We start from the raw sequence: 21,611 nt of genomic DNA on the forward strand, positions 1-21,611 counted from the left end.
GTAATAGTTAGGCTGAGAGTTCGTCTTCCATCTGTTTCTTATAATCAAACCCTGCAATCTTCCCTTCCCTTTTACCAATTAAATAAAATACCACCCCAACTACTGCCCACACTAATAGGGTTCCTAGTACATGCAGAATCATGTTAAAACTAAAGTACAATAAAACTACTATTGCAAATATACCACATGTAAGTATCAATCCTTTGGCAGGTTTAAAAATTGCAGTATTAAATAAATCTTTTCTTATATAGGGAAGTAAAATCATAGCAAGCGAATGCCCAATATAAAGTATAAACATGCATTGCAATGCTATTTTCATAATGTATCCCATCGTATTTGTCCATAATAGTAAAAGTACCAAAAGTGTATTCATTGTTAGCGCAATATGAGGTGTACTAAACCTTGAGTTAACTTTAGAAAATATACTAGGAACGGCATGGTCTTCTGCAAAGCTAAACAAGATTCTGGAAACAACCATCATAAGACCATTTAAGTAGTTGCAAATGCCATTATAATACCTAATCCAACGATCCAGTTTCCTCCTGCTGGTAAATAAACCGCAGCAACATCTGCCATTGCACTATGAGAAGCTGCTAGTTTTTCATGGCTTATTACGCCAAATGCAACAAATGAAATCAAGAAATAGATGAACATTATTACTAATGAACCTCTAAACATTGTTCTGGGCAATGATTTTTGTGGATCTTTGATTTCACCTCCAGCTTGTGCAAGCTGCTCAAATCCAAAATATGAAAAAAACAAAATCGGTAGTACACCAATAAGTCCGCTCCAACCATATGGTAGCATAGGGGAGTAATTCTTGAAATCAATAAAAAACAAACCTGGTACAACTAGAACGACAATAGCAACCAGTAACAAGATGGTCATGATTATTTGGAATTTGCCGAACCACTTAACGCCTATCAGGTTTAAAACGTAAAATAAAAGAGTGAGAGCTGTTGCAAAGATCAGTGGACTTCCTATACCAATCATTGAGTATAAGTACTCTCCAAATGAAATAGCCATAATTGTCATCACACCAAGCATTGCAATGAATTGAAACCACATGAAAATAAATCCAGTGAAATGGCTTTTAAATGTACGACTTATGTGAATATAAGCCCCGCCAGAATGTTTCCCCAAAGGTGTGCTCAAAAAAATCATATAAGCAAGCGCTGATGATAATAATATAGGAAGTAAAATAATATAACCGAATGGCACAGCTGGACCGGCTTGCGCCCCAGCTTCCCCCGTAACAACAAACACTCCTGCACCAATCATGCCACCAAGCATTAAAGCATAAGCATGCCAACTACTTAAATCTCTTTTTAATTTTGGAATCATCTTTTTTCCTCCCTAAAATAATTAATACTTCTACTACATGACTTTGACCAATTTCTACTTCTGAAAAACGGACACATTTTACAGTGCTTAAAAAAACACTTATAACTATATTTTCACCAATATTTCAGATAGATCTTTCTTTGTTATATCAGGGACTTTACAATCTTTAGCAGGATAACCAACAGGCAAAACAACAAAAGGAACTTCATCTTTAGGTCGGTCCAACAGATCTCCCAAAAATTTCATAGGACTTGGTGTATGTGTCAGTGTGCATAATCCGGCATGTCGCAACGCACAGATTAACACACCGACTGCCATGGCTGAAGATGCTAAAGCCATTGAATTTTTTCTGATTAGTACACTGCCATCTATTAGTGAATCCTCTTCTAATTTCACTTGCTTTCTAAAAGCAACAATTAAATATGGTGCATCTGTTAAATGAGGTTTTTTCCAACCGGTGCCTAATGGACCTAGTGCGTCTTTCCACTCTTTTGATATTTTTTCTTCATACAGCTTCCTTTCTTCAGTTTCGGCAAATCCCCTTATCAACTCCTTTGTTCTTTGATCGCTGACTACGACTAATCGATATGGCTGAAGGTTTCCTCCTGATGGCGTTGCCGCGGCAGCTTGTAGAGCCTTATACAGTAACTGCTCATCTACTGGCTCTGTTGAATAATCTCTCACGTTTCTTCGTTTTTTAATAAATTTATAATAATTTTCTGCACGATGAATTAGTTCGTTATCACGCAGAAAAGTAGTTTTTTGAAACGGCGGCGCTAATGTATTCCTAGCTGGTTGTAGTGGTTGGTTAAGAATTATTTCTGAAAGCGGCTTTCTTCTTAGCTTAGGAGGTTGATAATCTTCTTTTCCATATCCAACTGCAATGAGTAAAAATGGCGATTCATTTTCTGGACGGTTAAGAATTGATTGTGTTGCCTCAACCGGTGTATGAACTAAGCTATTCAAACCAGTATTTTCTAAGGCGGATAACAAAAAACCAGAACAGATAGATATAGACTCCTGAACATAATAATGTTTGATTTTCTCTGTCGTACCATCTTCTTTTGTTTCAAGTCCATGATTAATTTTAAATAAGGCAATTAAATAAGGCGCTTCTTCTAGGTATTCTTTCTTTCCTAATACTGAATTTTCTTGTTTGAATTCCAAGGAAGATTGTTCCAATCTCTCTTTCTCTTCTCTTTCAGCAGCGATACGAATTTCTTTTTTGATTTTTTGATTTTTAATAAGAACAAAGGTCCAAGGCTGCTGATTTGCACCTGATGGTGATGTTCCAGCAGAACGAATTACATTTTCAAGTACCTTTTCAGGAACTGTTTCGTTTGAAAAACTTCTTACACTTCTACGATTCTCCATTAGATTTAAAAAACTATCTATTTTTTTCTGTTGTTCTTCGGCGTTCATCCGAATAAAATCCAGTTCAATAAAGCCTTTACTAACAGCCATTTATTCACCTCGTTTAGTTTTTTAAATATTAGATATATTATAAGGTAACCGATTGGTTTTGTAAACGCTTTCATTAATGGTTGATTCAAACTCCCTGACTCTAAAGGATAATTATCTTTGATAGAGAAGTTGTTACACTATAACTTTTCTTTTCGTTTCTCAACAAAGTAATCCTTTGAAACAAGAATTATTATAAAAACCATACCAAGTCGAATTTCGATATCAGCAACATTAAATATTGCTGGATATCCCTGAACGGAAATGAAATCGATCACATGACCTGAAAATAAGCGATTGACAAAGTTCCCAATTCCACCAGCAATTATAAGTGCACTTGCAATATACCACATGAACGAATGACTCAAATATTTTATTAATATATAAATTACAACACTAATCGCAATAAAGTTTAATAGTAGGACCAATGTAGGTCTACTTTCAAGAAAACCAAAACTCATTCCTTTATTATATAGAAGGCTCCAATATAAATATGAGATAACTGTTTCCTGTTTACCACCAATCATTAACGTATTTTCAGCCCATGTTTTTGTTACTAAATCGATTGCGAGAAAAATCAGCGTTACCCAAACAAACATTTTTTTCATTTTTTTATCCCCTTTTTCATTAACTCTACTATATAACAAGATATTTTCTTTGTAAGTTAGCTTACATACATTTTTTCTGTGAGGGCTTAACATAGGGTATGTAATAAGAAACTTAGTTTTATAGAGGAGTGTTTAGAATGGGAAAAATGATAGAAAAAATTTCTGCAGCAGCAAAAGGAATGCAAACAGTAGGTACTTCAAAAAATCATCAGGTTATCATAGATGAACCAGCACAAATGGGAGGACAGGATGAAGGAGCAAATCCATTAGGTACCCTTCTTATCTCTTTGGCAGGTTGTGAGAATGTCATTGCAAATATGGTAGCAAAAGAAATTGATTTTGACCTCCAAGGTATTGAGTTTGATGTGAAAGGTGAGCTGGACCCAGAAGGAATGATGGGTAAAGAAGGTGTTCGTCCTTATTTTCAAACGATTACTGTAAATGCACAGGTAAAGACGAGTGAATCAGAAGAACGCATTAAAGAGTTACAAGAAATTGTCGATACAAGATGTCCAATATTCACCACGTTAGAAGCTGCCAATACTGAAATGGTGCCAAACTGGACAAAGGCATAATATTTCCATAGAATAAGTGAATCTCAATAACAAGAAGGTAGAGAAGTTACTAAAACAAATCTACCTTCTTGTTACATTTAAAAGGAGTTGTTATAGATGGAGTGAAATTCTATCAAGGCCTTTGTCTTTGATGTTTATGGTACATTATTCGACGTTCATTCTGTTATTGAAAAGTGTGATGAATTTTTTGGTGGAAAAGGCACCGAAATCAGTAAAACATGGAGGGGAAAACAGTTAGAATACAGTTACTTGCGACAATTAATGGGGAATTACGAGACCTTTCACTCGGTTACAAGAGACGCTTTACGTTATGCTGTAAAAAAACACGATGAGCAACTTGATAAAATTTCAGAAAAAGAGCTTCTAACCGCCTATTTACATCTCACTACTTATCCCGAAGTGAAAGATGTCTTGGCACAATTACAAGACAAAAAAATAGCAGTATTCTCTAATGGTTCACATGATATGCTTGATCCTTTAATCAGACAATCGGAAATTTGCGATCTATTTGATGAAATAATTAGCATCGATGAAATAAGACAATTAAAACCGACCTTTGCCTCCTATGATCATGCAGCAAAAGTATTGAAAGTAAAACCCGAAGAAGTATTATTCATGTCTTCTAATGGTTGGGATATATCAGGAGCAAAAAACTACGGATTCCAAACCGCATGGATAAATCGACAAAACCTTCCCATTGAGGAATTGAATTTGGAACCAAATATTGTTTATCAAGCCTTAACAGGCATATTAGAATGGAAGTAATGATTAAAAGCTGATTTTGAGAGGAACGACTCTTAAAATCAGCTTTTTTATAATACTACCTTTAAATCCCAAGTCAAAAAATAACGTTAGTCAAAACAAGTTCCCTCCCCGGTGTTATGCTAATGTAACTTGCATAACCCTCTAGTAATTTCTTGGAAAACACCGCATTTTTACTTCTAATTACGATTAAACACGCATTTAATTTAAAGACAAGCTTTAAACAATGGGGGTAAGGGATGTTTTTACTTTTGATTAGACAAATCGTACTTGGTTTATCTATCGCTGCACCAATTGGACCTATTAACATAGAAATTATTAGAAGAGGCATCTATCAAGGATTGTGGCCTTCACTTCTTGTCGGAGCCGGAGGTATGACTTCCGATCTCTTCTTAATGTTCCTTATGTATCAAGGTCTATCAGGATTTCTGACGTTAAACTGGGTACAACTTATATTATTGATAGTTGGTGCACTAATTTTAACCTATACTGGCGTACAGAGCCTCATTCATAAAATAGATCTAATGGTGGATTCTTCTGAAAACAGGAGCGGCCGTTTGAGAACCGGATTGATCAGCTGTTATCTTACAGGATTATCCATAGCGGCTTTCAATCCCTTAAATATCCTGTTCTGGCTGGGGATTTATGGATCCGTGTTAAGTGATTCATTTGATAATGAAAATATAATAAAAGCATTTTACGTGAACAGCGCTATTTTTATCGGCATAGGGGTGTGGAACTTGAACTTGGCGCTAACCATTCACTTCAGCAAAACACTGTTAAATCCCAAAATCATGAAACTAATCAACCTAACAACGAGTCTAATTTTATTAGGATTTGGTATCCATTTTGCTTATGAGGCTATAGTTAGAATTAAAGCGTTCTTTTAGTATAAAGACCCTTTTTCATCTTCACCTTGTTTTTTTATAAGACCACCTAACGAATCATTATAGCATGTAGCCAATGTCTGAGGCTGCTGTCGGGTATGCAAATATCATCTTTTTAAGATTCTTTGTTGTCAATTCAAATTGAATAGCTGTAGCAAAGAGATTAATTAGTTCATCAGCCTCATGGCTAAGCAAATGCGCTCCGATAACTTGATCGTTCTCCTTATTTATGATTATTTTTGCAAAAGCAACCGCTTGATTTGTACGCTTATAGGTAAACCACTTGGTTGTGTCAATGGCATTCACTTTAAAATCAAGACCCTTTTCCGCTGCATCTTCTTCTGACATGCCCACCGTTGCCAGCTTAGGGAGCGTAAATACGCTGCTGGGCATTACTTGTTCGGTATAAGTACGATGGTTCCCTTTCAGTATATTTGAAGCTACTAAATGCGATTCCATACCAGCTACAGGCGTTAGCGGTGTACCCGGTGAATCCGAAACATCTCCGGCAGCATATACACGAGAATTACTGGTGCTTTGTAAATATTCATTGACTTCAATACCCTTTTTACTTTCATTCACATTTGCGCTTTTTAAATTCAGTGAATCTGTATTAGGCGTTCTTCCCGCTCCATGTACAACAAGATCAGCCATGAAATCTTTTGTTTCACTGCCCTGTTTTCCGGTTACGCTATAATGATCGGACATTTTTTCAATCTTATTCACTTCCGTTGAAAGATGGATTTGAATCCCGATATCCCTAGAATAATTCACTAAATGATCCACCAGGTCTTTATCAAAGCCTTCTAATGGCCGTTCTCCCCGATGTATAATGTGAACATTCGCGCCTGCTCTGGACGCAATATGTGCAAATTCAAATGAAATATAGCCACCGCCTACAAATACGATATCCTTTGGCAGTTCTTCAAGCTCTAAAAATTCATCGCTTAATGTAAAGTATTCACTTCCTTCAATCGGTAATTTAGCAGGAGAAGCTCCCGCCGCAATTAGAAAATAGTCCCCTTGGAGCGTTTCCTCGTTTACTTTTATTGTGCTTTCATCTATAAACGCAGCGTGACCATGATACGTGTCAATGCCTTGTTTCTTCAGCCCTTTTTCTTTCATTTCTGGAAAATCATCTGTAAATGTTTTTTTATAATTCATCAGATCATTCCAATTGATGTAAATATCTCCGTTAATACCCGATCCCTTCAATCGTTCAACACCATCCATATATTCCGTAATGCCCACCAGTATCTTTTTGGGATCACAGCCTCTTAAGGCGCAGGTTCCACCAAATGGACGCTCATCAATCATAGCTACACTCCAGCCGGATTTTTTGCACTTTGCTGCTGCAATAGACCCCGCTGTACCACTTCCTATTACTACCAGATCATATTCTTTCATCATTTGATTATCCACTCCTATACAGTGTTTTCCTTATATCTTCCCTCAATAAATCCCATATTAAACCATGTACCTTGTACATGGTTTAAATTTATTTTCATAACGTATTACCTATAGCAGGAATTGAATGCTCTTTAAGGAGCCTGGCAAAGTACATTGTATTGTATGATAACATTTCTATATGCTCTTGACTGAAATCATTATTCTTCCCATTTGCATCAATATAAGATGGACCAGGGCCAGCCTCACCTACCCAATAAGTGTCTACGTTTGGTGGGATAACAAATCCGATATGAGATAATCCGTATAAAATAGACGCAGATGCGTGTTTTGCACCGTCTTCATTCCCGGTTACAATGACTCCCCCTACTTTATTGTAATAGATTGCTTGGCCCTTCTGATTTGTTTCACCACTACTACCATATAGACGTTCAATGGCAAGTGTTGCTAAACTGCTTTTTTCCCCTAACCATAGAGGCGTTCCTATTATTACAATATTAGCTTGTTTCACCTTTTCCAAAATCATCGGCCACTCATCTCCATCCCCCATATCTCCACTAATCCCATATGGTATATGATATTCTGCCAGCCGAATACTTTCAGTTACGACTCCTTCATTCTCATAAATCTTTCTCGCCTGTTCAAATAGAGCTTCTGTGTTAGACACTTCATTACTGTCTTTTAAAGACGCATTCAAAAACAATACTTTTAAATTACTCATTTCATACTCCTCCTCTAAATTTGCACTAATTATATATACCCATTAAATAGTCCTTGAAATCCTAACTCATCTAATCATGTAATCTAGCTTACATTTCTTTTAATTATTTACGTTTACTTACATTAAAAAGTAAGATTTAAGGGTACTATACTTAGGGATGAATTTTATTAAAGGAGGAATTTTTATGTCAGTATTTGAACTTGGTAAACCGGTACCAGATTTCACATTAACAGCAGTATCTAGAGACAACTATCACTTTGAAAATTATCGAAAGCAAACGGGTGGATGGCTTCCTTTTTTGCTTTAATTAATGCTTGTCCAATGTTGGAAAAGTGTATTACTTTTTCATTCAGTTTTTTACCGTTTCGCTTCTGAATTTCTTAGATGATCCCAAATTGTATTTTCTCTTTGGGGATAAAGACCAAAAGAAGAAAAGTCAACATTAATTTGTTTTGCTATGAATGTAAAACCGAATCTGATATATCCTTTATATGAGTGTATAGCCATCCTGGATAGCGAAGAATAGATAATTGAACCGCAAACCCTATACGGAGTAAAAAAGCAAACCTGAAATTGCTCAAGGATACATGGCTTGATTTATCAGTCCTTACAGCCAATTCTTAATTACGGTAAAGCACTCATCAGGATGAGATGTTCGGAAGGCACGATAAAGTTACGTCACAGTTTATTGATCTTGTGTACTATTTTTATACTTTATTTCCTTATAAAAAATCTACTGACTTTTCTTTTAACTCCCACCAAAATTATAAATACTTCTTGCCTACAACTAAAAGGGTTCATCGCAAAATTGATGGCCTGCCAATAGAATGATATTCAATTTCATAAACCCTCATTACATCTAAATCAAAACAATTCCTTCCATCAAAAATAATTGGTATCTTCATCAGCCGTTTAAATTCAGACAGATCTATTTGCTTAAATTCTTCCCACTCCGTTAAGATAAAGACCACTTCAGCATCTTTGACTGCAGTTTGAAATGAATCTGCATAGTTAACTCCCTCTGGCAATGTCCGCTTCGCAGTCTCGTTTGCAACCGGGTCATACACAATGATTTCTGCTTTCTCCGCAATCAGCTTATCAACCACAGTTATAGATGCAGCCTCACGCATGTCGTTTGTATTAGGTTTAAATGCCAGACCTAATAGGGTAACACGTCTTCCTGTCAATGACTTAAAGCGTTGTTTGGCCTTTTCCACCAGCAAATCCTGCTGATTATTGTTAACCTTTACCACTGACTTTAGCAATTCAAAATCATGTTCAACATTACCGGATAGCTGAATAAGCGCTTTAGTATCTTTGGGGAAACATGAACCGCCATATCCAATCCCTGCTTGCAAGAATTGATGACCTATTCGTTTATCCATTCCCATTGCACTTGCTACATGGTCGACATTAGCACCTACCTTTTCACAAATAGTTGCGATTTCGTTTATAAAACTAATTTTTGTTGCAAGAAAGGCGTTGGAGGCATACTTAATCATTTCTGCATCTCTTAGTTCTGTTTTTACAATAGGTACATTGAATGGTCTGTTAACTTCTTCGATAACTCCAGCGGCAAAGTTATTAGTAGCGCCTATAACAATACGGTCACCGTTAAACGTATCATGTATAGCTGAACCTTCGCGTAAAAACTCTGGATTTGAAACAATCTCAATGGAGACTGGATGGACCAGATTTTCTTCTATCAACTGTTTCAAAGTTTCACTTGTTCCTACTGGTACGGTTGATTTTGTTACTACTATCACGTCTTGACTAATTGTTTTAGCAATATCGATCGAGGCTTCTTTTATATCGGTTAAATCCGTAGTACCGTCTTTATTCTGCGGGGTCCCGACGGTTATATAAATAATCTCGGCTGTAGAACATCCGTTATCAATATCGTTCGAAAAAGATAAATAACCGGCTTCCAAATTCTTGATTATAAAGGCTTCCAAACCCGGTTCGTATATAGGTGACTTCCCAGATTGGAGCATTTTAATCTTCCCTGCATCCTTATCAATACAGGTTACATGATGACCTACTTCGGCAAGACTGACACCAGTTGCCAACCCAACATATCCAGAACCAACAATTGCGATACGCAAAACCCTTCACCCTTTCGCTACTGTTCTTTTTTACCAGTCCATTCATAGAGTGAAATCTCCCCATAAACTGGATTAAACAATGAATTCGACTGAAATGTTTCTATTTTTTTTATTCGATTTTGAACAGCGTACTCCTGTTTTTCAAATCCTTTTATAACCTGGTCTGTCAGAAAAACTTTTATTTTTTTATTAGATGGCAGTTCAATTTTAAAATATTCATATGTAAATATTTCCTTATGCTGATAAGGGACTTTTAAAAATTCCATTACACGGGATTCTTCCCATGTGTAAACCGTTATCGGACCTGTTTCAGCAATTTCTGTTAAGTAATTCGTAAGCTGATACACCGCGGGAGGCTGATTGGTCTTTTCAAATATGAGGTGACTTCCGTGAATACACTGCAGCGAAATCAGGACAACACAAATACTATTTAAACTTTTTGTCTTCATACACCGGCACCTGAAAGTGCTTTTCAGCAATAGAAAGACAAATAATCCTGTTAACGGAAGAATGTGTCTTGGTTTGTCCACATTTTGAGCAAACAGCACCCATAAAAAATAGGCAACCCACATGAATATTAACCAACAGGTGAATGGATCTGTGTCACATTTTTTACGCTTCAGGCAAAAAACCAACAAGCCAAGCAAAAGAATATATATAAGAGCTAACGGAAGGGATTGGACAAACAGACCTGTCCATAAAAAATTATGAAAAATAAGCTTATACAGTCGCTCTACAAGTGGCATAGAGTCTGCTGAAATTGCTCCACCCCACTCAGTAAAGTGCCCCCCCACAAAACCAACAGCTAGTTCAATGAACGCTGACAATCCCCCTGCAGACATTATTAGACCACCTATCCAAATGAATTGCAATAATGCCGCAATAATAACCTGCAGGAAGATGAATCGAACAAATGCAAACCATTCGCTAAAATGCTTGTGATAAGAGTACCACAATAATAAAATCCCAATTCCAAATGGAATGTAAGATAAACGAATCCCCATTAATATGCTAAAAAATACTAAAGGAACAACTGAAATCCAAAACACTGGTTTTTCTTTTGCTACCCGTAAACTCCATATAAACCACCACAAAACTGCAACAGCAGCAGCTTCACTCATAGGGTCAGTACTTAACACCCACATGTAGCTCATGGAATAGATACTAGCAGTTATAAGAAAGTTCGCTCGTAAGTTAACATAACTTTTTAAGATAAGAATGATTGGTACAACTGAGGTAACTGCCATAATCGTATTAAAGATAGAAAGAGCTTGAACGGAATCATTAACTAAATGATTAAATAGCATTCCACCCAATATGAAATATGGGTACCCTGGAAAATGAGGCTGCATTTGATACAAATCAAAGTTTGTGACAGCCAGTGCAAAATCCACTTGATCCCATGAACTAGCAAAAGGGCTACTGTAAAGCAGTCTAACATAAGAAACACAACAAACAAATACTATAAACAATCCCCAATAGATATACAGCTTTTTAGTATTTTTCATTCTTAATTTAGACCCTTTTCTTCATATATTCGAGATTGATTCTGTATTGGAAATAAAAACAAGACGCAGCGTCTCACGTCTTGTCTGAAAGTTTGTTTATTTGTATGCATTTTTTCCTTGGTATCCACCGGCGTACACTTGCTTCGAGTATGTTTCTTTGATACTTGCCTCTGCCTTAGCAGAACCATACTTCACTTTAATTATCATATAAATAACAGCAAAATAACCAAGATAACCAATCATTTCCTCTATCGAAGGCATAGAAGAGTATCCAAAGAGTGCCTTCAAGAAGATACCTACTTCACCAGAAAAAATTGGCTGTATTCCTGTGTCCCGGACGAAATGTGTATAATCAATCGGATGCTCAGGCAATAAAAATGTAATATTGTATACATGTGGCATGATGCTTCCAATCAGCTTAACATCTTGCATCATGGAAATACCTTGTACGAGCAGCCCTGCAGCGATCAATACAATAAAAATGCTTGTAACCTTAAAGAAGGATTTAAGTGGGATCCGGACTGTTCCTTTAAAGAAAAGGTAACAAACACCAGCGGCAATAACAGCACCTGAAATCGCCCCCCAGCCTTGAAGGCCTTTCTCAATATCGCCACCTGTGATAGCTGCAAAGAAGAATACTGTTTCCACACCTTCACGAAGGACTACCAGGAAAGAGTGTACAACCATCCCTACCACATTTCCTGTTGTAACAAAGTGTTTCATTTTCCCTTCCGTTTTCCCCTTCATGTCTTTACTGTGTTCTGCCATCCAAAACACCATTTGTGTTAACAGAACAGATGAAACAAGCATAATTCCTATTTTTAAATATATTTCGCTTCCCATTGCAGCAAACCCAGTAAAAACCACCTGAAAAAGCATAGCAACACCTAAACTTGCAAGTACTGCCAGGCCAGCACCAAGCCAGACATACTTTGTAAACTTTTTATTATCAGTTCGTTTTAGATATGTAGTAATTATCCCAACGATTAATAAAGCTTCCAGTACCTCACGAAAGGTTATTAATAATGCCTGAATTTCCAATGTAGTTCCTCCTCATTTGGGAATCCTCTACTTACTGGTTTTTCTTTTCACAAAATAGATAACTGTTCCCGCTATTACTAGCACTATTACTAAAAGCGGAATCCAGTTTCTCCAATCTGAGTAATCTGTATATTCATCTCCAGAACGAACCTGTTCATTTTCTAACTCCTGCTCTGTCTGGCTCTTAGTGAAATGTCCAACATCAAACGCTTCAATATTAAACAGTTCCTTTAATGAATCTAAGATAACTTTCTTATTTTGTTTAAATTGTTCTATGTCTGATGGCTTTTCCCCTACACCAAAAAGTCCGGGATTTCCTAAGGACTCAAGCGTAATATCAAATTGATTTTTAATTTGTTCATCAAGTTCTGAGTCAATTTCCCTGACAGCTGGTGAAAGTGCCTGATATGTAGCAAAACCTTTTGCTAGTATCTTTTTGCTCTTATCAAATTCCTCAAAGCTCTTTTCGACTGCTATTAACCGTCTCGAAATATTTAAAGCCAGTAGTTTCTCCATATTTTGAATAGTAGACTGTTTATCTTCACTATTGAGAGGATCAAGAATAAACCGAGAAGCATCTTCTCCCATGTGCATGTCTATTTCTTCTTTTACAGTTAAGAAAAGTTCTTTAGCTTCCTCGTAATTTGGCGGGGATTCATTTAGCTTTACCACCATTTTCTTGTAAACTTCTGCTATTTTTTCTTTATTTGGATCTCCATAAGAATAAGCAAAAACGTTTGTTTGAATAGTTAGAGTAAAAAGCATAAGAACTAGTAATGATAAACTAATTTTTTTCATGAAAACATCCCCTATTCACTATAAATGATAATGATTATCAACATCAATGTCAATCATTAATTTTGTTAGTAGCCTGTTTTTTCTGTAAATACGTGAGCAATTGGGTCGATTGTGACCTTTTTGTGACGCTTCCCCATTTCCTGAACCATAGCTGGAAACACAGAAGTCATATATGCTTTGAATTTTATAAAGGATTGACCTTTTGATCTTACTTGATATGTAATTGGTATTTCTTTTACCCTAAATCCTTTTCTTACCAAATTAAGCGTAAGCACTTGAGCATAATTATAATCGTGAATAATTTCGGCGTGTTCCATCGCTTGCTTTGAAAAAGCTCTCATTCCTGATTGCCCATCATAAATCCATCTTCTAAGGAGGATAGACTGCAGGAAAGTGAAAAAATAGTTCCCTAATCGTCGATGAAGCTTCATCCCTTTAATAGTTCCTAAAAATCTCGACCCCATCGTATAATCAACTTCTCCCATTAGAATAGGTTGAATAATTTCTGGTATTTCATCTGCCGGATACTCATTATCCGCATCGATCATCACAGATATATCAGCTCCTAATTGGTAGGAACGTCTTAACCCTTCTCTAACCGCAGCACCAAGACCCCGGTTATTTTTGAATGAATGGATATAGTCAGCACCTGATTTCTTCGCAGTTTCTACTGTTCGATCACGTGAACCATCATCAATCACAAGAACTTTAACAGTAATCCCCGGATGAAAATGCCTGGGTATTTTACGAATTACCTGACCAATTGAATCTTCTTCATTATGTGCCGGCAAAAATACGATAACATTTTGCTTCATAGTTGTTCTTCCTTTCTTAAATTGAAAGCTTCTTCTAAAACGTCTCCCCGGCTATGGCTAGGATATGGAGCACCTAATAAATAAGCAATAGTAGGAGCTATCGAGGTAAGACTATTCTTTTTTTCAACCTTCTTTCCTTTTTCGATACTAGGTCCATGCAAGAAAAATGGTACAAATCGTTCCCCTTCATCAAGATGACCATGCCCTCCAATACCGTCAGCTTGTCCATGATCAGCACAAATCAATAGAGTCGTATTTTTCATGTAGCCTTTAGCTTCCATCCAGGCAACATATTCCTCTATTAGATGATCTGCTTCCTCTATTTTTTGAATATATTCATCATACAGCACCCCTCTGCTGTGCCCTGTTTGGTCTGTACTGATTAATTGGATAGTAAAGAAATCTAAATCTTCAGCCTCCATCGTTCGTTTCGCTTTTTCAATAATATTTCGGTCAACTGTATCGTTGTGCCCAACTGCTGTATAGGCTTCAACATCATCTCCCATCGAATCAATCAAATGAGCAACACCTAGAATTCGCCCTCTTTTGTTTATTTTTCTTAAAGAATCAAAAATAGACTCTACTTTAATTCCAAGATTCCAAACCATGTTTGACTTAATGCCGTGTTCTTTAGGATAAGTACCTGTCATCATCGAGGAAAAGCAAACGACTGTTCTAGCGGGATACACTGTTTCCATTTGTGTATATTCCGTTCCGTCGTTCCTAAGTTTATCTAGAAATGGAGTATTAGCTTCCTGAAAGCGTTCCTTCCTCATTCCATCGATCACGATCATAACGACTTTGTTATTAATTGGTTGATTATTTTCTTTCACATTGTCGGTATATGTAAGTTTCTCTGTAGGTTTCCAATCAAAAAGATAATAGTGCAGAACCCAGCTTAATACAGCTATACTTATTAAGAACCAGATATAATTACCGAAATTAATCGTTAATCCTGATGACAATTGAACATAAAATAGATTCCAAGTAGATAAAAGCAGCAAAAACTTAGGAAGCTGTTCTTGAGCATTTCCGCTTGTCGAGTCACTATTCTTCAGGACAAGCTTCCAAAACCGTGTGAAATTTAACCAAGTTGTACCAATTCTTAAATGATAATAAAAAGTGCCCCAGAAGAAAATAGTAAAGAAAAAATACAGGCCCAGAGCAAAGAGTAACAACGATAGACTAATAGACCCCCAGACCATTAAATAGATAACGAAAGGAATCCATAAATAATTTCTCAGCATCAGTGGAAAATCATAGTGATAATAGATTATGAATAATGGCAGTGTAAGTAAAAAAGCAAGTCCGATTGTCATCCAAAAGGTTGCGCTTCCCCATCCCTGTATATAAAACAGCAGCATTGTTCCAACAACAAAAATTGGTGTAAAAGGTTTTCCCTCGTTTAATAAATTCCAGCATCGTGCAGCAATGACTTCAAACATAGATGCATGTTTCACGTTATTCTTCCTTTCTTTTCAGCCAATTAATCAGCTTTAACCATGAAATTGGTGCAAATAATAATAAGTAGATTCCCATAACATAAGAAAACAAAAATTTAAACCCGTGAGTAACGATTGCAATCGTATAGGACTCCTTTAAAGGAACTGCAAAGACCGTTAAGGCAAAGCTCATAAAACTTTCATAAGTCCCTATACCGCCGGGCGAAAAATGAAAAACCTGTCCAGCTATCGTAAAACTGTTCACCCAAAGCGACGAAAGATAGGATAGGGAAATCCCAAACTGTGAAGCAACAGAGAATAATACGATTGCCTCTAAACACCAGCTCAACAAAATAAGGCAGATTATCATAAACCCAGTACCAGACCATAAAATCTGCTTTATTGTTTTTAGATAGGAAAAAATCATTTCCCTCCACTTGTATTTTTTTATTAGCACTAAGATAATAATTATCCCGACAATACCCAATACACTAAAGACAAAAAGAAGGGACATCTTTATCCCCAAATAGAGTGCACCTCCTAATGCAATTGCACCCAATAAGAAGAGATCTATTAAACGCATAACCACCACAGATTGAATAGAAGCTGCCCATCCTACCTTATTCTCCTGTGCAAGATAGCCTATCCGAACAAGATCCCCTGCTTTAACAGGAAGAAGGTGATTCAGAACCAAACTATACAAAACTCCGTCAAAATAAAGCTTAAACCCAATACCTTTTCCAACATATAACTGCCATACTTTTGCTTTTATCAAAAAAGCAAAAAAATAGGAAAGTGTCATAATGGAAAGCAGAAAAAAATTACTTAGGATTTCACTTGCCTGGTTTAAAATATAACGAAAATCAAATGCGTAGGCGGTTACCCAAATAAAACAAATTGCTATGAGTAATTTCGCTCCCTGCATGATGTACTTGTTCACTTTGATCAAAACCCTTTTACCCAATGGACCGTTTTCTCAATGCCTTCTTCGATCGTTACCTTAGGCGCGTATCCTAGTAGTCTTTTTGCCTTTCCGATATCAGACCATGTCATCTTAACATCGCCGGTTCGTTCCAGTTTTTGAACAACCTTCATGTTTGGAAAATGCCGCTGAAAGACCTCTAAAAGTGCAGGCATTGAAATAGGCTTTCCAGAACCAAGGTTAAATATTTCTGTTTGGTGGCTGGTATGAAGTAAAGCTTTAATTCCTTGTATAATGTCGTCCACATAGGTATAATCACGCGCTGATCCTTCACCATATACTTCAATGGGTAACCCTTTAGATAGTCGGTCAGCAAATATAGGTATGGCCATATCCGGCCGAGCCCACGGTCCGTATACTGTGAAAAAGCGTAATATAGATAGCCGAAACCCATACAAATGCTGAAATGTATGGCAAAAGGACTCCGCTCCATATTTGGCAGCTGCATAAGGTGAAATAACTTGTCCATTCGCCATTTCTTCCTTAAGGGGTTGATCACCTTGTTGCCCGTAAACAGAAGAGGAGGAAGAAAAAATAACGTGTGATACACCTGTTTTTCCACAACATGTGAGCACATTGATTGTTGCTTTTATATCATAATCAACATAGGATAACGGATATTTTATTGAATAAGAAACCCCTGGCAAGGCTGCAAGATGAATAACAATATCAAACTTTTTAGTTTGAAAAACCTCTAAGCATTTATCCATATGAAATAAGTTGACTTCATGAAATTCAAAGACACCTAATTTTTTAATTTCTGCTAACTGTTGCTTTTTTCGCTCTTTAGAGTAATAACTGTCTATGCTATCAATAATTGTTACATCATGTTTTTTTCTTATTAATTCTTTACAGACGTGGCTGCCAATAAAACCCGCACCGCCTGTTACCAAAACCTTCAACTAAAATCACCTCTAATATTGGAAAAACCCTGTTCCCTTCAGAACAAGGTTTCACATCTCATCAAGTTTAGCTGTTTTACTTTGTATTTTCAATTACGGTTTTAAGTGTTCCCTCAATCTTCTCCAATACTTTCATTGCTTTTTCTTTTTCTCCTGCTTTCGCTGCATCTAAATAAGATTGGGCTTGTTCCGTTAATTCAGTAAAAGCTTCTTTACCTAAGATACGTGTAATATCAGTATCTATCATATCAATAAACAAAGCGCCTTCAAGAGCTGTGATAACTGATTTATCTTTCCCCCAGTATTCTTCACTTTCTTCATACTCGTGAAGTGCAATTTTTGAAAAACCGCGAACAAACGCATTGTTTACAACTGTTGGGTCCAGCTTGGTTACATCTTTTTCTAAATTGAACTGACTTTCGATTAAGGCAGCTTCTTCTTTTGCATGTCGAGTTAAATAACCTGTTAGAGATTGATAGAATGCCCATCCTTCAGCCTGTTCCACTTTTGCATGAGCAACATCTTCTTTCGCTTCTTTTGCTGCTTTTGTTGCATATCCGTGCGGAAGTGCGCCAGATGCTAGATAGAATGTTTTCATGAGCGTCTTATCAACCACTTGCTTACCTAATTGGAACCCTAGTAAATCGTCATTCTCAACTGCTTTTTCAATTTCGTTAAACCCTGCTTCAATCTGATCTACCATATTAGTAGAATATGCATTGTCTCGTTTACTGACTGTTCCTTTTAACACTGCATAAAATTCCTTAGCTTCTTCAATTTCTTTATTTACTTCTGCCGAGTCTCCCCAGTACTCCTCTACTTCTTTAAACTCATGTTTAATCGTTAAATAGAAAACTTTTTGAGTCAGCTTATCAAAGATTTGTTTAACAATATATCCGTCTAACTCCCCTGCTTTACCAGCTTCTAATGCAGCTACAATTTGTTGGTCAACTGCGCTGTCTTGCTTTTGTACCAAAGGTTGTAAGTCACTCTTATAAAGATCAATCACAGCTTGGAAATCAACTTCTTTACCTTCTTTTGCCTTCGCTAGCTCCTTAACGCCTGCTTTATACGCAGAAACATCACTCGCTTTACTTTCACTAGAATCAGAATCCTTACTTTTTTCCGTTTCCTCTTGGTTCTTTTGATCTTCTGGTTGCTTCGCTTCCTGTTTGTCATCGCCCTGCGCTTGAGCATTTTCATCATTTTGTCCGCATGCCGATAAAACTAGTCCTAAGATGACCATTAAAATAATAAAATTCCCTTTTTTAAACATGATGTTTCCCCCTGAGTATGTATTTTTTGTAGTTGATAATGAATATCAATTTCAATTATAACTATATCGAGAATGATTATCAATGTCAATCTTTTTTGGGTTTATTTGTTACAAACTTTTCGCTTTCTTATTACACTAAGTATTATCCCCTGACATAACGGATGTATTGATTTCCGACACGGGCAGTCACTTTCACAGTGTCTTCTATGCCACCGGGCGCGGCCTCCGCTCATACCACTTATGAAAGTGCTTTTTTAATGCTTTTATGCTGAAAAGGTCGATCATAATCCGATAAGTAGCTATATGGATCACTTCGATTTTATTTTCCATGCGTATATCAGCCTCCTCGGGGAAAAGCGTTGCCGCGGGGGACCCACCACGTGCTGGAAGACCAACTCCAACTGAGTTAAGAAAAAATGATTCAATACATTAGTAAAAATTTAAAATAAACGATTACATTTATACAAAAGTAAGGGTGCACCAAATCTATCTTTGGTACACTCTTATTCATTAGGTGAATTTATTTACTTATCTGCGATGTGATGCTCCATACCGTATTGTCATAAACTCGGCAAGATCTTTATCCATACTCACCAAGTCGTCCCGATTTAATTCTGTTGTTGACTTTTTCCCCATCACTTGGATAGCATGTTTCATTTCAGTCGTACATGAATTTAGAAAGTTTGCTAAATCCTTCGCCCCTTCTTCCACATCGAATTCATCTTTCAATTTTCCAGAATAAAGTGCTAATTGTGGTGGTGGATACTTAGGCATTGCTTTGGCCATTTGACTCTGTAATGTTGCCATTAAAGCAATCGAACCTATGTACACAGCGTCTGCACCAATTGCCAATGCTTTTAAAAAATGTCCTGGAGTAGTTAATCCACCGGAAGCAATTATTTGAAACTTATCTCTTATGTTGTTCTCAACCAGCCAATCAACTGCTCTTACTAGTGAATGCAAAGCAGGTAAGCCGACATCGTCTTCAAGCGTTGTTGGTGCGCCTGCTGTACCTCCTTCTGATCCATCAACTACAATGTAATCAGCATTTGTTTTGGCAAGGACTGCTAAATCAAATTCAATAAAATCCGACCCTGCAATTTTTACACCAACCGGAACATCGTGTTTGCTTTTTATTTCATTAACTAGATTGACAATATCTTCACTCGTTTTAACATTTGGAAAAGTAGGCTTTATAGTTGAATCTTCACCCTCTTTTAAATCCCAAGTAGCTCGTAAATGATCGCCAATATTATCTGCCTTCGTTGTAATTTCGGAAGCTCCACCCCACGCACCTTGGCCAAGTTGTACTTCAATTGCATCCAAATGTTTTAAATCCGAAATCTTCATCCTCATTCCACGATTATATTGTCCAATTAATAAGTTTGCATTGTCTCGTTCTTCATTTGTTAACCCCGATTCCCCCGTATTTGTTGATGTTCCAGCCATTGAAGTTCCTTTGGCTATAGCCATTTTCATCGGTAAACTTAGTGATCCTCCATAGGACATACCAGTAAGCATAATAGGAGTGTCTAAATTTAGAGGTTTTTTGGAATTTGGACCGATGGTAGTTTTGGTTTGAACCGATTTTTTACTATCTGTTGGAAGCTGATGGATTTGCCTGGGATTCAGTAAAATCTTTTCCCAAGGTGATAAGACAATCGGACTTCCAATTGGACGCTTGATTTCTTTTCCTGTTTGAGCTCTCATTCCGGCTTCCATAATAGCTCGAGGTGTTAGTTTTTCAGCAATCGTCGTCATTAAAAAGGGATTCTCTTCATATTTACTTGTCAACATATTTTTCATCGCGGTATCCATGGTTGGATCCATTAGCCACATCATCATTTTCTCAATCATTTCCTTGTACCTCCTTTCAAAATTAATATTCCCCTGAAAGGCGACATCATTCATTAGTTTCATGAAAAAGAAAAAAGCAGACATTAGTAACGCCTGCTCCAGTTTCATCTATTCATTTAAAAATCCTTTTCTAGTTTTACGCCCAATCCTTCAGCCATTCGATTTACAAAATTAAAGTAAAATGTGATTTGGCAAGCATCTAAAATTTCTAAATCACTGCAGCCTAATTTCTTAAGATGATCAACATCCTCGTCTAACACAGAATGAGGTTTTATCGTTAACTTAACAGCATAATCAAGTATAGATTTTGTTTTATCATCTAAATCAGCTTTTTGATAATCTTCTTTTACCTGTATCACAAGTTGCTCATCTTTTGTTAATAAATGGAGCGCCGCCCCATGATGCTCTATTCAGTAAAAGCATTCATTAGTTGAAGAGACAACAGTAGCAATCATTTCTCTAGTTTTACGCTTTAAAGGAGATTTGCCAAACATAATAACCTTATAATATTCTAGATGTGCTTCTAGTGATTTAGGATTTAATGAATGGATTTTTAAAATGTTCGCCATTCTGCCTTTAAATTCATCATATAATTCGCTTAACTTCCCCTCAGCGTCCGCTGCTTCTATCATTTTTATTCGTGAATCCATTATTGACCTCCTCCACTCATTTAACACAATTATAGCAATTTGAAGAGCAGTAAGCAGTAATCCAAGATAAACCAGATCAAAAAGGGCATATTTAGTGTGGTTCAACGTTTTTAAAAGTAAGCTTAATTACAGATAAGTTTCCATTATTACGATACAATAGATTATAACTTTTGCAGTTCTATTCCCTTAACTCTTTTTATATGTTGTTCTTTTAATCTATAATTCTAAAATTTCTGGAAAACTTAACGTTTTCTTATCCTTTAATAATATGGGAAGCGTCTGATCCTGTATATATATTTTATATTTACTGATTTCCTCTCTATCAAGTATATTTATCGTATCAAACGGTATATTACAATCGTTTAAATATTCGATTGATTTTTGACATTTATGACAGCTATCAATAATAAATAAAAGGTTTTTCATTTTTATAACCACCCCTATGCATATAATAGTATGTTATATACTAT

Annotated in this window: 22 protein-coding genes and 2 pseudogenes; 5 read left to right on the forward strand and 19 right to left on the reverse strand. The window is 36.5% G+C overall.

Annotation, left to right across the window (positions count from 1 at the left end; translation table 11 throughout):
• Positions 1 to 7: 7 nt before the first annotated feature.
• From ACOI1D_RS13890 to lspA, 4 genes are all read right to left on the reverse strand, one after another.
• Positions 8 to 478, reverse strand: a complete 471-nt coding sequence (locus ACOI1D_RS13890) for a hypothetical protein (protein WP_422501895.1) — start codon at positions 476 to 478, stop codon at positions 8 to 10.
• 11 nt (positions 479 to 489) lie between these two features.
• Entirely contained in the window at positions 490 to 1,344 is an 855-nt protein-coding gene (locus tag ACOI1D_RS13895; RefSeq protein WP_422501897.1) for an APC family permease, read from the reverse strand.
• Between the two features lie 105 nt (positions 1,345 to 1,449).
• The gene (locus tag ACOI1D_RS13900; protein ID WP_422501899.1) at positions 1,450 to 2,808 is read right to left on the reverse strand and encodes a nitroreductase family protein; all 1,359 of its coding nucleotides are present in this window, start codon (positions 2,806 to 2,808) and stop codon (positions 1,450 to 1,452) included.
• Between the two features lie 137 nt (positions 2,809 to 2,945).
• Positions 2,946 to 3,413: a signal peptidase II gene (gene lspA / locus ACOI1D_RS13905; RefSeq protein WP_422501901.1), complete on the reverse strand. Its 468-nt coding sequence runs from the start codon at positions 3,411 to 3,413 to the stop codon at positions 2,946 to 2,948.
• A gap of 137 nt (positions 3,414 to 3,550) precedes the next feature.
• On the opposite strand from lspA, the gene ACOI1D_RS13910 reads away from it, so the two are divergent.
• The 3 genes from ACOI1D_RS13910 (at position 3,551) to ACOI1D_RS13920 (ending at position 5,640) form a co-directional block, all read left to right on the forward strand.
• A complete protein-coding gene (locus ACOI1D_RS13910) occupies positions 3,551 to 3,988 on the forward strand; it encodes an OsmC family protein (protein ID WP_422501903.1) in 438 nt (145 codons plus the stop codon).
• A gap of 111 nt (positions 3,989 to 4,099) precedes the next feature.
• Positions 4,100 to 4,753: a haloacid dehalogenase type II gene (locus tag ACOI1D_RS13915; protein WP_422501940.1), complete on the forward strand. Its 654-nt coding sequence runs from the start codon at positions 4,100 to 4,102 to the stop codon at positions 4,751 to 4,753.
• A gap of 236 nt (positions 4,754 to 4,989) precedes the next feature.
• A complete protein-coding gene (locus tag ACOI1D_RS13920) occupies positions 4,990 to 5,640 on the forward strand; it encodes a LysE family translocator (RefSeq protein ID WP_422501904.1) in 651 nt (216 codons plus the stop codon).
• Positions 5,641 to 5,697: 57 nt separating this feature from the next.
• Here the strand turns inward: ACOI1D_RS13920 and ACOI1D_RS13925 are convergent, their stop codons facing one another.
• Both ACOI1D_RS13925 and ACOI1D_RS13930 read right to left on the reverse strand, forming a co-directional pair.
• Positions 5,698 to 7,047: a dihydrolipoyl dehydrogenase family protein gene (locus ACOI1D_RS13925; protein WP_422501905.1), complete on the reverse strand. Its 1,350-nt coding sequence runs from the start codon at positions 7,045 to 7,047 to the stop codon at positions 5,698 to 5,700.
• A gap of 94 nt (positions 7,048 to 7,141) precedes the next feature.
• A complete protein-coding gene (locus ACOI1D_RS13930; RefSeq protein ID WP_422501906.1) occupies positions 7,142 to 7,765 on the reverse strand; it encodes a flavodoxin family protein in 624 nt (207 codons plus the stop codon).
• A gap of 184 nt (positions 7,766 to 7,949) precedes the next feature.
• Here ACOI1D_RS13930 and ACOI1D_RS13935 point away from each other — a divergent pair, with 184 nt between their 5' ends.
• A complete protein-coding gene (locus tag ACOI1D_RS13935; RefSeq protein ID WP_422501907.1) occupies positions 7,950 to 8,072 on the forward strand; it encodes a hypothetical protein in 123 nt (40 codons plus the stop codon).
• Between the two features lie 71 nt (positions 8,073 to 8,143).
• Here the strand turns inward: ACOI1D_RS13935 and ACOI1D_RS13940 are convergent.
• Positions 8,144 to 8,316, reverse strand: a pseudogene (locus ACOI1D_RS13940) (DUF4158 domain-containing protein); the annotation flags it as partial.
• On the opposite strand from ACOI1D_RS13940, the pseudogene ACOI1D_RS13945 reads away from it, so the two are divergent.
• Positions 8,312 to 8,397, forward strand: a pseudogene (locus ACOI1D_RS13945) (recombinase family protein); the annotation flags it as partial. The pseudogenes ACOI1D_RS13940 and ACOI1D_RS13945 overlap by 5 nt on opposite strands.
• Before the next feature lie 165 nt (positions 8,398 to 8,562).
• On the opposite strand, the gene ACOI1D_RS13950 reads toward ACOI1D_RS13945, so the two are convergent.
• The 12 genes from ACOI1D_RS13950 to ACOI1D_RS14005 form a co-directional block, all read right to left on the reverse strand.
• Positions 8,563 to 9,870, reverse strand: coding sequence for a UDP-glucose dehydrogenase family protein (locus ACOI1D_RS13950; RefSeq protein WP_422501909.1), 1,308 nt, complete (start codon positions 9,868 to 9,870; stop codon positions 8,563 to 8,565).
• Between the two features lie 17 nt (positions 9,871 to 9,887).
• Positions 9,888 to 11,378, reverse strand: coding sequence for a hypothetical protein (locus ACOI1D_RS13955; protein WP_422501910.1), 1,491 nt, complete (start codon positions 11,376 to 11,378; stop codon positions 9,888 to 9,890).
• Positions 11,379 to 11,474: 96 nt separating this feature from the next.
• Positions 11,475 to 12,419 (reverse strand): FTR1 family iron permease, encoded by a 945-nt coding sequence (locus ACOI1D_RS13960; RefSeq protein ID WP_422501912.1) that lies wholly within the window; start codon positions 12,417 to 12,419, stop codon positions 11,475 to 11,477.
• A 27-nt stretch (positions 12,420 to 12,446) separates the two neighbouring features.
• A complete protein-coding gene (locus ACOI1D_RS13965) occupies positions 12,447 to 13,217 on the reverse strand; it encodes a hypothetical protein (RefSeq protein WP_422501914.1) in 771 nt (256 codons plus the stop codon).
• A gap of 65 nt (positions 13,218 to 13,282) precedes the next feature.
• Positions 13,283 to 14,032 (reverse strand): glycosyltransferase family 2 protein, encoded by a 750-nt coding sequence (locus tag ACOI1D_RS13970; RefSeq protein ID WP_422501916.1) that lies wholly within the window; start codon positions 14,030 to 14,032, stop codon positions 13,283 to 13,285.
• Positions 14,029 to 15,492: an alkaline phosphatase family protein gene (locus ACOI1D_RS13975; RefSeq protein WP_422501918.1), complete on the reverse strand. Its 1,464-nt coding sequence runs from the start codon at positions 15,490 to 15,492 to the stop codon at positions 14,029 to 14,031. Before ACOI1D_RS13975 ends, ACOI1D_RS13970 begins: the two co-directional genes overlap by 4 nt.
• A gap of 1 nt (position 15,493) precedes the next feature.
• On the reverse strand, positions 15,494 to 16,414 hold the full coding sequence (locus ACOI1D_RS13980) for a lysylphosphatidylglycerol synthase transmembrane domain-containing protein (protein WP_422501920.1): 921 nt from the start codon (positions 16,412 to 16,414) through the stop codon (positions 15,494 to 15,496).
• A 5-nt stretch (positions 16,415 to 16,419) separates the two neighbouring features.
• On the reverse strand, positions 16,420 to 17,358 hold the full coding sequence (locus tag ACOI1D_RS13985) for an NAD-dependent epimerase/dehydratase family protein (protein ID WP_422501922.1): 939 nt from the start codon (positions 17,356 to 17,358) through the stop codon (positions 16,420 to 16,422).
• Between the two features lie 76 nt (positions 17,359 to 17,434).
• On the reverse strand, positions 17,435 to 18,634 hold the full coding sequence (locus tag ACOI1D_RS13990; protein WP_422501924.1) for a hypothetical protein: 1,200 nt from the start codon (positions 18,632 to 18,634) through the stop codon (positions 17,435 to 17,437).
• 528 nt (positions 18,635 to 19,162) lie between these two features.
• Positions 19,163 to 20,491 carry an FMN-binding glutamate synthase family protein gene (locus ACOI1D_RS13995; RefSeq protein ID WP_422501926.1) on the reverse strand — a complete coding sequence of 443 codons (1,329 nt, stop codon included), beginning with the start codon at positions 20,489 to 20,491 and terminating at the stop codon, positions 19,163 to 19,165.
• A 116-nt stretch (positions 20,492 to 20,607) separates the two neighbouring features.
• Complete coding sequence (locus tag ACOI1D_RS14000) at positions 20,608 to 21,141, reverse strand: peroxidase-related enzyme (RefSeq protein ID WP_422501928.1); 534 nt, start codon at positions 21,139 to 21,141, stop codon at positions 20,608 to 20,610.
• A gap of 216 nt (positions 21,142 to 21,357) precedes the next feature.
• Complete coding sequence (locus tag ACOI1D_RS14005; RefSeq protein ID WP_422501930.1) at positions 21,358 to 21,567, reverse strand: glutaredoxin domain-containing protein; 210 nt, start codon at positions 21,565 to 21,567, stop codon at positions 21,358 to 21,360.
• Between the last annotated feature and the right edge of the window lie 44 nt (positions 21,568 to 21,611).

The sequence above is a fragment of the Virgibacillus sp. DJP39 genome, assembly GCF_049310925.1.
Lineage (GTDB): Bacteria > Bacillota > Bacilli > Bacillales > Amphibacillaceae > Virgibacillus_F.

Coding starts and splice junctions, on each gene's coding strand:
- ACOI1D_RS13990 (WP_422501924.1), bottom strand. CDS start 18,634: ATGTTTAAAAAAGGGAATTTTATTATTTTAATGGTCATCTTAGGACTA.
- ACOI1D_RS13910 (WP_422501903.1), top strand. CDS start 3,551: ATGGGAAAAATGATAGAAAAAATTTCTGCAGCAGCAAAAGGAATGCAA.
- ACOI1D_RS13955 (WP_422501910.1), bottom strand. CDS start 11,378: ATGAAAAATACTAAAAAGCTGTATATCTATTGGGGATTGTTTATAGTA.
- ACOI1D_RS13895 (WP_422501897.1), bottom strand. CDS start 1,344: ATGATTCCAAAATTAAAAAGAGATTTAAGTAGTTGGCATGCTTATGCT.
- ACOI1D_RS13920 (WP_422501904.1), top strand. CDS start 4,990: ATGTTTTTACTTTTGATTAGACAAATCGTACTTGGTTTATCTATCGCT.
- ACOI1D_RS13965 (WP_422501914.1), bottom strand. CDS start 13,217: ATGAAAAAAATTAGTTTATCATTACTAGTTCTTATGCTTTTTACTCTA.
- ACOI1D_RS13935 (WP_422501907.1), top strand. CDS start 7,950: ATGTCAGTATTTGAACTTGGTAAACCGGTACCAGATTTCACATTAACA.
- ACOI1D_RS13890 (WP_422501895.1), bottom strand. CDS start 478: ATGGTTGTTTCCAGAATCTTGTTTAGCTTTGCAGAAGACCATGCCGTT.
- ACOI1D_RS13900 (WP_422501899.1), bottom strand. CDS start 2,808: ATGGCTGTTAGTAAAGGCTTTATTGAACTGGATTTTATTCGGATGAAC.
- ACOI1D_RS13925 (WP_422501905.1), bottom strand. CDS start 7,047: ATGATGAAAGAATATGATCTGGTAGTAATAGGAAGTGGTACAGCGGGG.
- lspA (WP_422501901.1), bottom strand. CDS start 3,413: ATGAAAAAAATGTTTGTTTGGGTAACGCTGATTTTTCTCGCAATCGAT.
- ACOI1D_RS13930 (WP_422501906.1), bottom strand. CDS start 7,765: ATGAGTAATTTAAAAGTATTGTTTTTGAATGCGTCTTTAAAAGACAGT.
- ACOI1D_RS14005 (WP_422501930.1), bottom strand. CDS start 21,567: ATGAAAAACCTTTTATTTATTATTGATAGCTGTCATAAATGTCAAAAA.
- ACOI1D_RS13995 (WP_422501926.1), bottom strand. CDS start 20,491: ATGATTGAGAAAATGATGATGTGGCTAATGGATCCAACCATGGATACC.
- ACOI1D_RS13970 (WP_422501916.1), bottom strand. CDS start 14,032: ATGAAGCAAAATGTTATCGTATTTTTGCCGGCACATAATGAAGAAGAT.